This window comes from Neorhizobium sp. T6_25, assembly GCF_002968555.1.
In the GTDB taxonomy this organism is placed as follows: Bacteria; Pseudomonadota; Alphaproteobacteria; order Rhizobiales; family Rhizobiaceae; genus Neorhizobium.
This window is the reverse complement of record NZ_PVBL01000034.1, coordinates 32,275-45,508: the sequence shown is the minus strand read 5'-3', so window position 1 is coordinate 45,508 and position 13,234 is coordinate 32,275. Positions and strand designations below refer to the sequence as shown.

Below are 13,234 nucleotides of genomic sequence, written 5' to 3'. Positions count from 1 at the left end.
CTCCGCGGCCGCTAGGTAGTACTTACAGGTTTTAGACATATCGCACCATCGGAAGGGAACACACATGCAGATCGGAATGATGGGATTGGGCAGAATGGGAGCAAATATGGTCCGACGCCTTCTGCAGGACGGTCATGAATGCGTCGTCTACGACATCAATCCCGCCAGCGTCGCGGCATTGGTCGCAGACGGCGCGACCGGCTCGACGTCGGTTGAGGATTTTGTCATGAAATTGCGAAAGCCGGCCTGCGCCTGGCTGATGCTACCGGCCGCCATCACCGGCGCCAATGTCGACAGGCTCGCCGGGCTGATGACGGCCGGCGATATCATCATCGATGGCGGCAATTCCTATTACCATGACGATGTGGACAGGGCTGAACAGCTCTTTGCCAAAGGCATCGACTATGTCGATGTCGGCACGAGCGGTGGCGTCTGGGGCCTGGAGCGCGGTTATTGCCTGATGATCGGCGGCCCGGAGGCAGCGGTCCGGCACCTCGATCCCATCTTTGCGACCCTTGCTCCCGGTAATTCGGAGGCGAAGGAAGCTGCCGGCGAAAGCATGCGAACGGCGCAGCTTGGCTATCTGCATTGCGGCCCAAGCGGCTCCGGCCATTTCGTCAAGATGGTCCATAACGGCATCGAATACGGCATGATGGCCGCCTACGCAGAGGGCATGAACATCTTGAAGGCCGCCAATGCAGGCAACAAGGCTCGGGACGTCGATGCGGAAACCAGCCCGCTGCAAACGCCTCAATACTACAAGTTCGATTTCGATATGGCTGCGGTATCGGAGGTCTGGCGGCACGGCAGCGTCATCAGTTCCTGGCTCCTTGATCTGACGGCCGACGCCCTGCAGCAAGATCCGGAGCTGGCGGCTTATAGCGGGCGAGTCTCCGATTCCGGCGAGGGACGCTGGACGCTGAAAGCGGCAATCGATACCGGCGTACCCGCCCCTGTCCTGTCCTCGGCACTTTTCCAGCGGTTTAACTCGCAGGGCGATGCCCTCTATGCGGACAAACTGCTCTCGGCCATGCGATTTGCATTCGGCGGCCATCATGAAAAGCCCAAGGAACCCCCAAAGACCGGCGCCTGAGCGGGATCAAAGATCGATGGCCGATGGCGCGCTCCGTGCGCGACATTGCGCTGGCCTTCTCGCAACTTGCCGGACCAGACGGATAGGATGCTTTCTCCTCAAGCACTGTTCCCTTCGACGCCGGCATCGGCCGCCAGCCCTACCGCCAGCTCCGCGTCGGATGGATGGTCGGACCTGGCTTCGGGCCGATTGACCCCGAAGTCACCGCTACCGTCAAAGCCGCAGCCGATGCGCTGAAGGACATCGGACTTTCTATCGAGCGCGTCGGGATCCCTGCGCTGGAGAGGGACTTCGCGCTCGACGTGTTCAACCGTCTCCACGTCATGGAGATGAAGCCAGCCTTCAGAGAGGCAACCGCGGGTCGTCGGGACGATGAACTGTTTAAGATGGCGAAGACGATGCTGTCGCTTCCCGACACCTCGATGGACGACTATATCGAGGCCGAACAGGCTGCCGAGCGGCTGCGCGACGGCTATGCCGACTACTTCTCCCGCTACGACGCCCTCATCAACCATGTTGTGCCAATCCCGGCGCACACGGCGTCGAGGAATTCGTGATCGACGGGCAGACGGTGGGTGCGACCTACCTACAAGGGGCGACAGTGCCTCTCAACGTCACTGGTCTTCCCGGCGTCTCGATGCGGTTCGGCGCCAGCGCGAAAGGCATGCCGATCAACGTCCAGATCGTCGGCAAATGGCAGGCAGAGAGACCGCAGCCAGCGATGCGCCGGATCGTTACGATACCGGACGTGCCACGCTGATTCGACGGGGAAAGTACCGAGATCGACCGGCGATGGCAGGACCTTGAGCCTCTTATCTCGCGAGAGCTGCTTGCAGATCAGGCGGGGCAAGGTCGAGCAGTAGTCACTCACGGCGACCATCTCCGGAACCGCAAGAAAGTGCGTTACCGAGACGGCGACGTCACGTTTCAGGCCGCGTTGTTGAAGCGCCTGGAAAAGGCCGGCGCCTCCGACCAGGTGGCAGCACGTTGACGTGCTTCATCGCCTCGTACTGTTCCGGTGAGAGCGTGTCGCCGATCTCCGGATGTTCGCTCCGCACCACGCAGGCAAGGCCGTCGTCCATCAGGTCGGCTGAGAATGTCCAATAGCGCTCATACATCGTCAGTTGCCAATCGTCGGTCACTTCCCCGCCCTTGGCCTGCTGGCGGGCCCGCTGCTCCTCAACATTTCGCCAAGAGATTGCGCCGTTGAGATCCTTCAATCGCAGCACGAGTTCGCGGAGCCGGCTCTTGTCCTGATCATCGCTGTCATGGTCCCAGAACTTCGCCGCCTGCGCCTTTTCAGGATTCCGATGGAACGATCATCGAGGGCGGAGGCAGATTTCGCGCCTACAAGTCGTTCGACGGCGCGCAGCGCCGAGGGGAGCAGCCACGAATACTGCTGCGGGAAAGAACCGCCTGACGAGGATCACTGTCTGAACCTTCATTTGCCTGACCCCGCATTGGCTGGATAGAGGTTTGGAAACCACCGCTCGGCCGTGTCTGCCGAGAAGGCGAGGCGAAGCGGCGCCCTATGCGAGGTCGCGGAAAGCATTCCGCGCTCAACGAGCGCCGATGTGACGTTACGCGCCGCCCTCTCCTCGTAGCCGGTTATCATTTGAATTTTGGAGCGCTCCACTTCGCCAGCCAGAACAGCCTCGCGAAGGACGTGGAAACAGCCCCGGGGGAGCTTCTTGGCGCGGATTTCTTCCTCGATGTGGATCTCGATGCGCATGAGCAGCTTATCGGTTTCGATTAGGCCGCTCATAAAACGGATCTGGTCGATCGCCTGATCAAGGAAGAAGTCACAGAAGGCGACGAGCCCCCGATGGGTGAGATTGCCCCTCCCGTCGCGATCGCCAGCACGCGGACCGTCGGCGGCCATGAGAAGCGCTTTATATTTCGTTTCCTGTCGCGCGAGACCGCGGGCAACCGACCAGAGGCTCGTCCCGACGCCAAGGCGCTTCAAGAGCGCGTGGGACATCAAACGCGCCACACGGCCGTTGCCATCGAGGAAAGGATGGATCCAGAGAAAGCGATGATGGACGGCACCCACAGATTGGAGCTGCTGCGACCGGGTTAATGGTGGATGTTGATATGCCTTATCGAACCGGACCATGAAACGCGGCAAATCTATTGGTTCGGGCGGCAGATGGAGTCCAACTTGGACGTCCCGGTTTCGCCACTCTCCAGGGATGATTGGCACACGTTCTCCAGTCGTGCGATTGGAAACCCATAGCATCTCCGGGGGAAGGCGCGAGCAGAACTCCTCATGGAGCCAAGATGCATAGGCGGCGGAAGCCGGCCATACGTCTGGATCGTCGCCGATATCGATCAATTTCTGGACATGGATATGGGCGACGGCTTCCTGCTGAAGCTCTCGCCGCTCAGGCTCCTCCGAGAAATCGTTCGCAAGCGCCCGATCGATGTCGCGTGGGTGCGTGTCGTGCCCTTCAATAAGATTGGAATAATAACAGTTCATGGAACGTACGAGGTCACCAATCGAACCAGCCAAAATTGGGTGAACACGGCCAGCCAGCTGATTGGCCTCGCCAACCAGCGTCAAGACTTTATCTCCAAGGGCGCCCTTTTCGTCCGAGGGCACCAACGGTTCCATAAATGCGATATCCATACCGTATTTTATGCCGGTTTCCGCGCCGCTTGTAAAGCTATGAAAATCAACACTGTACGCGTGTTTAGATGAACATATTTTGCCGGCTTTTATGCCGGTTCATTGCGATATAAAAGGAGTCTGATTTTTCGACTCTGTCCGGCACTAGCAAAAGCCTCGACAGCTTATGCGCCTAATAGAGGGTCCACAAACTTCAAGCGAATTTGTACGACCTTCAGCAAAATCCCCAACAGACTCCGTTCCCGTTGCCTTGACGGATACGAACTTGCGACTGGTGTCGCTTTGCATTTAACCCGGGTCTTCCTCAATTTGTGTGGAGATCGGTCAATTTGATTGGCATCATCCGCGCCCCTGAGAAGCTCTGGTCCCGCCCTTCCGTACATTGCGCGTTTGATCATCTTCAATCGGTTGATCTGGCCTTCTGCCTGACCGTTGCTCCAGGGCAGGCAGAAGGCGTTACAGACGGCGTCGATATCACGGCGAAGTACCCGATCGCACAGAACAGGATGATGATCGGAAACAGAAAATGGTAGGGAATAGCGATCACCCGCACCCAAAGTCCAATCAGCGCCAGGTTGAGCACCAGCAACATGAGATTGCCAATCCACATCGATGCGATCAGCCGCGGAGCAGTTCCGACTGGTCGGTCATCACCGAAGGTCCGGGCTGGATACCTTGAATAATCATGCGCCCGATCATCAACGCCATCACGGCGTTCGAAGGGAATCCAGGCGTCAGCACTGGAATGAAAGAGGTATGGGCCAAATCTCGATGTCGCAGCCATATTGAGGGAGCTTCACGGCCGCCGGGGCGGCTGAACACTTTCGGGCCGAGGAACAATTCAGACCATCAAGTTATTGGGTACCTACGAAGATGGAGGACAAGATGAACATCACACTTCTCTCGACGGCATTCGCTGTATTGTCGCTAGCCGTAGCCGCCTCTTATCTACTGCCCTCTTACAACGGCCCGACCGAACAAAGAGCCTACAAGGTCGCGCTCGCTGACTGACCCGCACAATCCGATTTATCTTTCCGGTCTGCCGCGTATGCGGCAGCCGAACGCTGTTACGTGGAGCATCGAATGCCGAAATGGACGTTGACGAAACACGAAGGCGCTATCGAGGTTAGTTCGTGGGAACTGCCCGGTGAGCTGTCGGAACAACAAGTCGAAGACATCGTACGCCGCCTCGTATGCCGCTCATTAAGCGACGACGAGATCATTAACTCGTCTGTCGACGGGCCACATCGCTACGTACTACTGGACCGAAATGATGACCCGAAGGTGATTCACATGGGCGAGAAGCCATACTTTATTGCCCAGCTGATTGATTAAGTGGCGTGAGTTACCTCCTTGGGTAACCATAGCCCTGCCCCAGGTTCGATCTCAAAGTTCCCCGGGGCCGTCGGCGAATGACAGCTTGTCGACGGCCATTTCCGCTCTCACACCACAAACGGCCGTACCTGTCTGACTGGCAGAGGTGTCTCAGGACGCGGCCCAAGCCAGGGGTCCCAGCGGGACGACCGCGCCGGCGACGGCGGTTCCAAGCAGAAAGTCGCGTCGTCCGATGACCATGCGACGTGCTTCTTGTTTCTGCTGATCCATGTTCCATCTCCTGTGGAGGGCCGGCGAAGCGGGTGTCGCGTCACGAAATGCCCTTTGACGTTGCGTGGTGACCTGGGCCGTGGCGACTTATTCGACAGGAGCAAAATGGCCTCTATTAGCATGGTCATCCCTGCGCCGCATGCTGCAACATTGCGAGAGACCGGCCGTCCGCGTAACGAGTCTAAAGCATAGACATCCCTTAGAAAGTGCGCACTGCGACAAACAATGTGGCCTGTGGTCAATCTCTACCGATGATTCCTCGACGACGTCATTGACCTCGGCTTGGGTTCAGAGAACTATCTTCGACGCCGCTCTTTCTCCTTTGAGCACGAAGGCGGAACAATCCGCGCTCGTTCTGCCGCTTCATTCAATTTCACGCCCACGAAAGGCGACAAATGACGATCCGCTATACTCTGAGCTGCGACCTTTCCTATGACGTCAAGCACTCAACCGTATTCATCTTCAATGTGGAAGTCGCCAAGCTGGTTCGACATCACGACCTGGTCGAGCGCCTGTTCATCTCGCCGGAACATGAGCATCGCAGCTATACGGTGCCCGACATCCGTAACCGCTACTTCAGCATCGATGCGCAGCCGGGTCCGTTGAACGTACGATACGAGGCCGATGTCACGCTCGACGTCTTTCGGGCCGAACCCGACACCATCCAGGAGACGCGGTTGAGCGCGCTTCCACTCGACATCATGCCGTTCCTGCTGCCGTCGCGCTTCGTGCCGTCCGACCGTTTGGCGGCGTTCGCTTTCAAGGAATTCGGCGACAGGCCCGCGGGCCATAATGGCGTCACCGCTATCTGTAATTGGATCTACGAGAACATCGATTATCAGCGAGGCTCGTCCAATGAGCAGACCACCGCGACGGAAAGCCTGATCAAGCGGGCAGGTGTTTGCAGGGACTTTTCCCATATCGGCATAGCTTTCTGCCGCGCTCTGAATATCCCGGCCAGATTTGTATCCTGCTACGCCTATGGGCTGGAACCGCGCGACTTCCATGCGGTGTTCGAGGCCTATCTTGACGGGCGCTGGTGGCTATTCGACGCTACCCGCCAGGCAAATCTGGACGGCCTGGTTCGTATCGGTGTTGGTCGAGACGCGGCTGAGATCGCCTTTGCATCACCATTCGGCCAGGTCGAGTTTGGTGAGGTCAAAATCAGTATCGAGCATGCCGATGGCTCTCCAGAGCTGCCGGGCCGTACAGTCGATGCGATTTCAACAGAGGAGCCGGCGCCCAACGCGGGGGCCGTTTGAGAATCCCTGTGCAGATACAGCGATGTATCAGCGGCAATGGGTTGGACCGCAGAGCCAAGGGAACCGCGGCGTGAGGAGTGTCGGCACAGCATCGTGACCAGCCTGTGTCGGTCAATCCGTCCATCCTCACTTCACACTGGGAGACGGTACTGGTATCAGTCTTCCGGGCGCCAGCCGGGTGGAAAGATCAACGATGTTTAGCGACTCTGAAGGCATTTTTACGGTTGATGACCTAAACGACATCCGCGATGCGCATCTAATTCGATCCACCCGGAAGACCTCAAACGCGTGAAACTCGCCGTGGGCCTTTTTTCGCACCGTCACTCCAGGTTCCGCTTCAGTGCCTTTAGGAGAGCATCCAGCTCTGCGTTCGCAGCCGTGCGCCAGCATGAGATTGTCCGCAACCTCTATGATAGCCGTCAGAACCTCGGGCTCGTCCCATCCGGCCTTCACTGCAGCCTGGATCAAGTCCTGCAGTGGCATCTCGATCGCCATCTGGCAAAGCTGGTGCCGGTTCTCGTCACCGAGCGCGACAGTAGGGGCAGGAATGTCGGTCATCGCGAGGGAAATCGAAGCCTAAGCGACGTCGGCAAGCGAAAGATCTTCCGCCACGAAGGGGTCAAGAGGCGCCGCGATGAAGAGTGTCGCGAGAGCGTGTTCGTGGGGGACGAACAATCTGTTGAGGGACGGGGGATTTGCCCTCGCGACGGCAATAGAACCGCTTGGAGGCGCATTGGTTCCAGCACCCAGTGACGCGTTACAGGGCAAAATCGTGGGGCAGATCCTTCGTCGACTTCGTTTCTGTCGGCCGGCTTCCCATCGCGCCAACGCTGCTTCAGCCTCCTCCTCACGCGATTGATTGTGCCGCGTGTACTGCGCGACCATGAAGGGCATGACGCGGGCGATGGTGCCGTCGCGTTCCAGCTCAACGCTGCCGCCTTCGGACTCATCGCCATTTGCGGAGCGCCTGGCGGACGATGGAATGCTCGCCGGCTCCATAGCCGGTTCGGTCGCGGCCCGAGCACCCAATCCTGAAATGCATCCTTTTTACAGCCACCACTCATTGGGTCAGGAACCGCTGATCCCGATCTCAGTTCGACGCCTATCGTCAACTGCAGGACGTAAGATGCCGGGCCGTAGCCAGTCGAAGGACGCCGATTTAGTGATCCGGAGCGGGCTTCCGAACTGGTTGATCAAGGTTCTTCGACAGAACGGCGTGAGGCGACTAAGCCGCCTGCAGGGAATGAGCGACAAGGAGCTTCTCAAGATTCCCGGTGTTGGCGCTCGCTCAATCGAGATGATCAGGCACGAGCTTAACTCGCTTCAATATACGCCTGACGAGACGATGCACTAAATGCCGATTAGGCCGAGTGCTCCTACTTCTTCGCAGGAGGCGCGACGGCAGGCAGAGTGTTCGAGACCGGGGCAGCGGAGTTCGGCTGACTGGGGCCGCGTATCATAAATGCAGCAACTAGGGTAATAACGACGACGGCGAGAATACGGATCATCCCATTCTTTCGCATGTCCTCGGCTCTCAGTTCATTGCCATCCACAGCGCTCCAGCGATGAGGCAGCCGAGAGCTACGGTCTGGCAGACATAAAACAGGAATTCGTGCCGGTTGGGTGGTGTGCGGTACATCTTGATCTCCTCCTGGAAATCAAGCCGACATGCGCATCTAAGGTTCCGGTGGGCTGAAGCGTGTTGCATTTAATGAGCCCTCATATCCCGCGGCTTTGAAGTAGTTGCGGCATTCGGTGATTGAGAAGAGGTTGCAGATTCGAGGGCTTCGGTGATGGCATCGAAGCTGCGGGCGGCCCGCTTTCCGCGGCGGGAGGCCCTCCTCAATTGAGGATACCCCTCAATCTAAGGGGTCCAGCCTTTCGCCGCGCTCATGGAGTACCTTGATCGATGGCGTGTGGCGGCGTCTGACCCTGTTCAGGCTCTACAGGGGCGACCAGGACGAGATAGACGCCAAGGACTATGAGAGCGATGCCTGATATCGTCAGGACAAGCCTGATCATGCCTGCGCTCGCTGTGGGTGTGGTGTTCTTCATGGGGCGCTAACCCGGGCAAACTTCAAAGTTCCGCACCCTCTGCCCGCTAAGGTCGATTACGTCGGAAGAGGTACCTTCCACCAGTAGTGGATTTGGATAGCCGTCGGATCGTCCATGCCCACCAGCGGTCATTTTCGCCGTCATAGCCATTGTGGTCGAATGCGCCCGCAAGGTCTTCGAGATAGCCCATGATGCCGCTCTCGTCCTCGAAGGTCCTAATCGAGATCCTCTGAACGCATCAGATTCCCGCGGCGGTCCTGCTTCGTGTGGCGGACAACGAACACTTAGTCCTCCCTGAACATGGCGGTATGGGCGCTATTCGCTCAAAGATAAGTCTTAATCCCCTGCGGGCGAGTTTGGCTAACCCACCCAAGCCGGCGGACACCACAGTAAGAACACCTTTATCGCTCTCTTGAAACAGAGAGAGTAACGCTCGGTTCCGGGCGGAAGGGCCTGGATACCACACTATGGCTGACTCTCGTCCCCGACGGACTGCCGGATCGTCTCGATAGCCGCTTTCAGCGGAAGGATGTTTTCCGTCACCACCACCCAGATCAGTTCGTCCGCGATCTTATGATACTCGTGGCGCAAGATATTGCCGATCCCGCGAATCTTCTTCCACGGGACGTCGGGAGCGAGATCTAATAGCTCGTCGGGTAGGTGGCGGCAGGCTTCCGACACAATTTCCAGAGCGCGCTGAGTGCCGAGGCGCAGCAGCCAATCGCCCTCAAACTCCGCCAGGGATTTCCCTGCGGTATGGGTTTCAATGCCTTCGATGGCTTCCAAGATTTCCGCCAGAACCGGCCTGACCTTGCGCTTGACCATTAGAAAACACGGATGGCGGATTGCTCGATGTCGGTGCGCAGCATCGGATGCAGGCTGCTGCGGGTCGTCACATCGACCTCCACGGCAAGCTCTTCCTCCAGAAACTGCTTGATCCCGACCAAGTCGAGGAGGGAGAACCGCGTGGCCGGGTCATAATCAATGAACAGGTCGAGATCGCTCGACGCCCGGGCTTCGTCGCGGACCGTCGATCCGAACAGGTACAGAGCCGTAGCGCCCATGCCTTTCACGGCATCGGCGTGCTGTTGGAGCTTCTGAATGGCGTCCGTTCGGTTCATGCCACTAAACTATAGCATTCTGCGCAAGGCATCCAGCGTCATCGTCTTACGGATAGTCAGATTCTATTCTTTGGCGCCTCTTCCGCCGGGAGCCCGTTACATCAAAGTTACAGGAACGGCATTGGCAGCTTTAGGAGGTTCGTAAGATGTTGAAAAACTTGGTCGGGGAGATAGGATTCGAACCTACGACCCTCTGGTCCCAAAGTCCGCGACTCCACGGCAATCCCGCTAAGATGAAGGCATCGCAAACTTGGCCGGTCGTTGGATCTTATAGAAGCGGAAGACCGTCCTAAGATGTTCGGTCATGCCGGCGAACGAAAATCCCAGCCGCAGCATGGCCTTCTGAGACCGGATGTTCGTCGGCCTGACGACGCAAACCAGCCGGCGCACAGGAAGGCGTCGAAAACCGAACTCGATCGCGGCTTCAAGACTTTCTCCGGCGATCCCCTTACCGGAGGAAAACCCGACCAGGCAGACACCAACCTCGACATCATTTTCGTCATATCGGCGCAGTCCGGCCCGACCAACGAAGGTCAGGTCACCGTTCGGTTCACGGAGATAGAGCATCCAGAAGCCATAGCCATAGCGGTCCCACTCATCGAGATAGAGATCGAGACGAGCGTCAGATTCGGCGCGCGTCAGCGCCTTGCCTTGCATGATAAGTTCGATGACAAGCGGATCGGTATGAAGGCGGTGTAGCGCGTCGCCGTCACGCGTGGTCACAGGCCGCGTGAACAGCCGTTCGATCTCAAGGTTCATCGGCTGCGACCTCTTTTCTCGCATGGGCTCTCCCGACCGCCGCGCGCAGGGCGTCTTCGAAGACTGCCGCCAGCATGCCGATGTCCGTCGGCGTCATCGGAGTCGAAATCGCCCCATGGCCGACTAGCGAAATTAGAACGCCGCGGTTAGGCAAGCGCCTGATAACGTCGGCGAGCGTGGCTGGCTTATCGTTTTCGGATCAATCTGGCTTGCCTTGGCTTCATGTTTTGCTGGTGGCTTGACGCTTGTCCTTGGCAAGGACCGCCATTGGCGACGCGGTGCGCTTACGGGATCAGTGGCGTGCCTGCTTCTCGCCATCCTCGCCCTGTATCTTCATGGTTCCCGAGAGTACCACCCGATCGACACCGAGGAAGCAGCCCGCCCTATGCTGGAGTTCCTGATCAAGCAGGAGGCGCGTTCCTCTCCGGGCAAAATCAGAGTTGTTGATCTCGACCGACAAATCTGCAACATCCGTATCCTCGGCCCCCCGGATGACATCCGATCCCCAACGGCCCGCTACATCGAGTTCGAACTCGATACGGGATGCGGAGAAGTGATCGATCTGACCGCGATGACGGACAGCGCGGAAGGAACCGAGCTTTCGGGGCTTGCGAGCAGGGCCTATTGCGCCCGTCGGCGACAATATCGACCATGATATATTGGGTGCGAAAAAGATGGGACTGCATTCGGTTTTGGTCCGAACCGGGATCCTCGCCTATCTGCCGGCATCACAAATCGAGGAGATGATGATCGAAGATCGGCAGCCGACATTTAATGGATCACTTTCGATGACTGTATCGCCTTGGACGTATCCAAACCGTCGACCTACCGTTTATTTCTCAAGCTGCTGAAAAGCCCGCCTTTGCTGCGTAACCTGTTATTATGGAACGCACGCGGGCCCGTCTTTGAATGCTGTCGAGGCATTCACAGTAACACAGTAACCTGGTATCGCGCGCTACGTGACGGCGGCGAAAATGCGCCTATGGGAACGCGGGCTTCGGTCTTTGAGACCGATGCAGTGATAGTTTGGCCACGGTCCGCAGGTCTCCCTAACTTCGTTGGACGGCTAGCGACCGTAAGCGAGACTAAAAGTCAGCATCCAGAGACCCATCACATCCCACCCCGCCGTCCGGAAAAGAAGAAGGCCATGCCAAATACACCCGCAGGAGATTGCTGCCTACGGCCTTTTTGATCGCTACCTACCCCTCACCTACCTATATTGGCTGACTCCCTGCCGATGCGCTGATAGCTAGGATTGCTTCCTGAAGTAAAAAACAAACTCGCGAGCTATAACCTCCGAATGCTGGCATCATGTGCGTGCCTTAGGTGCGGAGAGGCTTTACCAGGAAATATCGACGTGACGGAGGCGAAGACTCATGAAGTTGCGGCGACTCTTTGACAGGGAGCGGCGGCTTCGCGACCGATTGGCGCAAATAGCGCACCTTCTGACTGGAAGCGTCTGTTCTTCAATCCTCGGGCTTGTCGGTTTTGCTCTGACTGCAAGAGCGTTAGGACCGACCGATTACGGTATTCTAGCTCTATGTCTAACCTTTACTGGTGCAGTCGAAGGATTTGTCAGCTTTCAATCGTGGCAGCCGCTCATAAAATACGGAGCCGAGGCACAGCGCGCCGGGAAAATCAATGATCTACAGTCTCTGCTGAAGTTCGGCTTATTGCTTGATATATCTGCTGCGGCGATCGGTTGGCTTGTCGCAGTCACAATTGTTGTGACCGCGGGGCCTCTTCTCCGGATTTCGGAAGACACGTCCTATCTTGCAGTTGCCTTCTGCTCAGTACTCCCCTTCCGAGTTTCGGGAGTGCCTTTGGCCGTATTGCGCCTGTTTGGGAGATTCAAATCCTTCGCCTATGGCCAGGTGATTTCGAGTGTTTTCCGGCTGGCGCTGTGTGCGCTAGGCGTTGTCTTAGGTGCTGGTCTGTTCGGGTTTGCGCTAATCTGGATGGCATCGCAGATCATAAACTCCTTAACCCTCTTAACCTTTGCATTCATCGAGTTGCGTCGACAGAAAATCTTGGGTGGTGTGTTAACCGCCCCCCTCAAGGGCGTTACATCGCGATTTCCGGGAATATGGCGTTTCGCTATATCAACCAACCTTTCTCTGACGATCGGTTCAAGTGCCAACCAGGTCGATACTCTTCTTGTCGGACTTCTCGCAGACCCTGCATCGGCTGGATTTTACCATATCGCCAAGCGCATCGGCCGCGTCGCACGACAAGTCGGCGACCAAGTCCAGGCCGTACTCTATCCAGAATTAGCTCGCGCCTGGGCATCCCAAGACATCGGCGAATTCCGCCGCGCCGCCGCGCAGATGCAATTGCTGCTCCTCGCGTCCGGTCTGGTTTTGGTTGGAGGCCTGTATTTCACAATCAAGCCAGTGCTCTGCTGGGGTGCTGGCCCCGAATTCGTATCTGCCGCTCCACTGATAATCATACAATCAATCGCCGTGACCCTAACATTATGTGGCTCCGTGAACCGTTCTGCACTCTTAGCTAAGGGGCGGGAAACTCAGATACTTAAAGCCGTAATGGCTTCTACGATCGCATTCTATGCGACTGCGTTTTCACTAGTGCCGCAGGTTGGCCCGATCGGTGCAAATATCGCACACGTTGTCTTGGCTTTAACATTGATAAGCCTGATGATGTGGGCGGACCGCTATAGATGAGGACCCAGATCGCGCGCACGCGATCGATG

The 13,234-nt window shown here is 57.5% G+C and carries 15 protein-coding genes and 3 pseudogenes; 9 read left to right on the top strand and 9 right to left on the bottom strand.

What is annotated here, in order from left to right:
• Positions 1-64 precede the first annotated feature (64 nt).
• Together gnd and C5L10_RS33995 are read left to right on the top strand one after the other, a co-directional pair.
• Positions 65-1,093 carry a phosphogluconate dehydrogenase (NAD(+)-dependent, decarboxylating) gene (gene gnd, locus C5L10_RS30025; protein WP_105432666.1) on the top strand — a complete coding sequence of 343 codons (1,029 nt, stop codon included), beginning with the start codon at positions 65-67 and terminating at the stop codon, positions 1,091-1,093.
• A 164-nt stretch (positions 1,094-1,257) separates the two neighbouring features.
• Positions 1,258-1,650 (top strand): amidase family protein, encoded by a 393-nt coding sequence (locus C5L10_RS33995; RefSeq protein WP_105432665.1) that lies wholly within the window; start codon positions 1,258-1,260, stop codon positions 1,648-1,650.
• Positions 1,651-1,679: 29 nt separating this feature from the next.
• Here C5L10_RS33995 and C5L10_RS30015 read toward each other — a convergent pair.
• The 4 genes and pseudogenes from C5L10_RS30015 to C5L10_RS30000 form a co-directional block, all read right to left on the bottom strand.
• A pseudogene (locus tag C5L10_RS30015) lies at positions 1,680-2,178 on the bottom strand (LysR substrate-binding domain-containing protein); the annotation flags it as partial.
• Positions 2,179-2,534: 356 nt separating this feature from the next.
• Positions 2,535-3,722 (bottom strand): Fic family protein, encoded by a 1,188-nt coding sequence (locus C5L10_RS30010; protein WP_205837111.1) that lies wholly within the window; start codon positions 3,720-3,722, stop codon positions 2,535-2,537.
• Between the two features lie 304 nt (positions 3,723-4,026).
• Positions 4,027-4,207: pseudogene (locus C5L10_RS35115) on the bottom strand (ISL3 family transposase); the annotation flags it as partial.
• Positions 4,198-4,484, bottom strand: a pseudogene (locus tag C5L10_RS30000) (tripartite tricarboxylate transporter permease); the annotation flags it as partial. The pseudogenes C5L10_RS35115 and C5L10_RS30000, both read right to left, overlap by 10 nt.
• Positions 4,485-4,607: 123 nt before the next feature.
• Here C5L10_RS30000 and C5L10_RS34780 point away from each other — a divergent pair.
• Both C5L10_RS34780 and C5L10_RS29995 read left to right on the top strand, forming a co-directional pair.
• The gene (locus C5L10_RS34780) at positions 4,608-4,733 is read left to right on the top strand and encodes a hypothetical protein (protein ID WP_256384750.1); all 126 of its coding nucleotides are present in this window, start codon (positions 4,608-4,610) and stop codon (positions 4,731-4,733) included.
• Positions 4,734-4,805: 72 nt separating this feature from the next.
• Positions 4,806-5,057 carry a hypothetical protein gene (locus C5L10_RS29995; RefSeq protein WP_105432664.1) on the top strand — a complete coding sequence of 84 codons (252 nt, stop codon included), beginning with the start codon at positions 4,806-4,808 and terminating at the stop codon, positions 5,055-5,057.
• Between the two features lie 150 nt (positions 5,058-5,207).
• Here the strand turns inward: C5L10_RS29995 and C5L10_RS29990 are convergent, their stop codons facing one another.
• Entirely contained in the window at positions 5,208-5,327 is a 120-nt protein-coding gene (locus C5L10_RS29990) for a twin-arginine translocation signal domain-containing protein (RefSeq protein ID WP_105432663.1), read from the bottom strand.
• A 401-nt stretch (positions 5,328-5,728) separates the two neighbouring features.
• Between C5L10_RS29990 and C5L10_RS29985 the strand changes: the two genes are divergently transcribed.
• Positions 5,729-6,589 carry a transglutaminase family protein gene (locus C5L10_RS29985; protein ID WP_105432691.1) on the top strand — a complete coding sequence of 287 codons (861 nt, stop codon included), beginning with the start codon at positions 5,729-5,731 and terminating at the stop codon, positions 6,587-6,589.
• 126 nt (positions 6,590-6,715) lie between these two features.
• Here the strand turns inward: C5L10_RS29985 and C5L10_RS34600 are convergent, their stop codons facing one another.
• Positions 6,716-7,147 (bottom strand): hypothetical protein, encoded by a 432-nt coding sequence (locus C5L10_RS34600; RefSeq protein ID WP_245448300.1) that lies wholly within the window; start codon positions 7,145-7,147, stop codon positions 6,716-6,718.
• A 325-nt stretch (positions 7,148-7,472) separates the two neighbouring features.
• Between C5L10_RS34600 and C5L10_RS33990 the strand changes: the two genes are divergently transcribed.
• On the top strand, positions 7,473-7,943 hold the full coding sequence (locus C5L10_RS33990) for a hypothetical protein (RefSeq protein ID WP_172717263.1): 471 nt from the start codon (positions 7,473-7,475) through the stop codon (positions 7,941-7,943).
• Between the two features lie 1,166 nt (positions 7,944-9,109).
• Here C5L10_RS33990 and C5L10_RS29965 read toward each other — a convergent pair.
• The 3 genes from C5L10_RS29965 to C5L10_RS29955 all read right to left on the bottom strand — a co-directional run bounded on the left by C5L10_RS29965 (position 9,110) and on the right by C5L10_RS29955 (position 10,524).
• Entirely contained in the window at positions 9,110-9,469 is a 360-nt protein-coding gene (locus C5L10_RS29965; RefSeq protein ID WP_105432661.1) for a DUF86 domain-containing protein, read from the bottom strand.
• Entirely contained in the window at positions 9,469-9,765 is a 297-nt protein-coding gene (locus C5L10_RS29960) for a nucleotidyltransferase family protein (protein ID WP_105432660.1), read from the bottom strand. Before C5L10_RS29960 ends, C5L10_RS29965 begins: the two co-directional genes overlap by 1 nt.
• Before the next feature lie 228 nt (positions 9,766-9,993).
• Positions 9,994-10,524 (bottom strand): GNAT family N-acetyltransferase, encoded by a 531-nt coding sequence (locus C5L10_RS29955; protein WP_105432659.1) that lies wholly within the window; start codon positions 10,522-10,524, stop codon positions 9,994-9,996.
• 385 nt (positions 10,525-10,909) lie between these two features.
• Here C5L10_RS29955 and C5L10_RS33985 point away from each other — a divergent pair, with 385 nt between their 5' ends.
• The 3 genes from C5L10_RS33985 (at position 10,910) to C5L10_RS29945 (ending at position 13,205) form a co-directional block, all read left to right on the top strand.
• Positions 10,910-11,179 (top strand): hypothetical protein, encoded by a 270-nt coding sequence (locus C5L10_RS33985; RefSeq protein WP_172717260.1) that lies wholly within the window; start codon positions 10,910-10,912, stop codon positions 11,177-11,179.
• The gene (locus tag C5L10_RS29950; RefSeq protein WP_105432658.1) at positions 11,133-11,375 is read left to right on the top strand and encodes an HAD hydrolase-like protein; all 243 of its coding nucleotides are present in this window, start codon (positions 11,133-11,135) and stop codon (positions 11,373-11,375) included. Before C5L10_RS33985 ends, C5L10_RS29950 begins: the two co-directional genes overlap by 47 nt.
• Positions 11,376-11,900: 525 nt before the next feature.
• Positions 11,901-13,205 carry a lipopolysaccharide biosynthesis protein gene (locus tag C5L10_RS29945; protein WP_105432657.1) on the top strand — a complete coding sequence of 435 codons (1,305 nt, stop codon included), beginning with the start codon at positions 11,901-11,903 and terminating at the stop codon, positions 13,203-13,205.
• Positions 13,206-13,234: the final 29 nt, after the last annotated feature.

Coding starts and splice junctions, on each gene's coding strand:
- C5L10_RS29965 (WP_105432661.1), bottom strand. CDS start 9,469: ATGGTCAAGCGCAAGGTCAGGCCGGTTCTGGCGGAAATCTTGGAAGCC.
- C5L10_RS29955 (WP_105432659.1), bottom strand. CDS start 10,524: ATGAACCTTGAGATCGAACGGCTGTTCACGCGGCCTGTGACCACGCGT.
- C5L10_RS33985 (WP_172717260.1), top strand. CDS start 10,910: ATGCTGGAGTTCCTGATCAAGCAGGAGGCGCGTTCCTCTCCGGGCAAA.
- C5L10_RS29945 (WP_105432657.1), top strand. CDS start 11,901: ATGAAGTTGCGGCGACTCTTTGACAGGGAGCGGCGGCTTCGCGACCGA.
- C5L10_RS29960 (WP_105432660.1), bottom strand. CDS start 9,765: ATGAACCGAACGGACGCCATTCAGAAGCTCCAACAGCACGCCGATGCC.
- C5L10_RS34600 (WP_245448300.1), bottom strand. CDS start 7,147: ATGACCGACATTCCTGCCCCTACTGTCGCGCTCGGTGACGAGAACCGG.
- C5L10_RS33995 (WP_105432665.1), top strand. CDS start 1,258: ATGGTCGGACCTGGCTTCGGGCCGATTGACCCCGAAGTCACCGCTACC.
- C5L10_RS30010 (WP_205837111.1), bottom strand. CDS start 3,722: ATGGATATCGCATTTATGGAACCGTTGGTGCCCTCGGACGAAAAGGGC.
- C5L10_RS34780 (WP_256384750.1), top strand. CDS start 4,608: ATGAACATCACACTTCTCTCGACGGCATTCGCTGTATTGTCGCTAGCC.
- gnd (WP_105432666.1), top strand. CDS start 65: ATGCAGATCGGAATGATGGGATTGGGCAGAATGGGAGCAAATATGGTC.
- C5L10_RS29995 (WP_105432664.1), top strand. CDS start 4,806: ATGCCGAAATGGACGTTGACGAAACACGAAGGCGCTATCGAGGTTAGT.
- C5L10_RS33990 (WP_172717263.1), top strand. CDS start 7,473: ATGAAGGGCATGACGCGGGCGATGGTGCCGTCGCGTTCCAGCTCAACG.
- C5L10_RS29990 (WP_105432663.1), bottom strand. CDS start 5,327: ATGGATCAGCAGAAACAAGAAGCACGTCGCATGGTCATCGGACGACGC.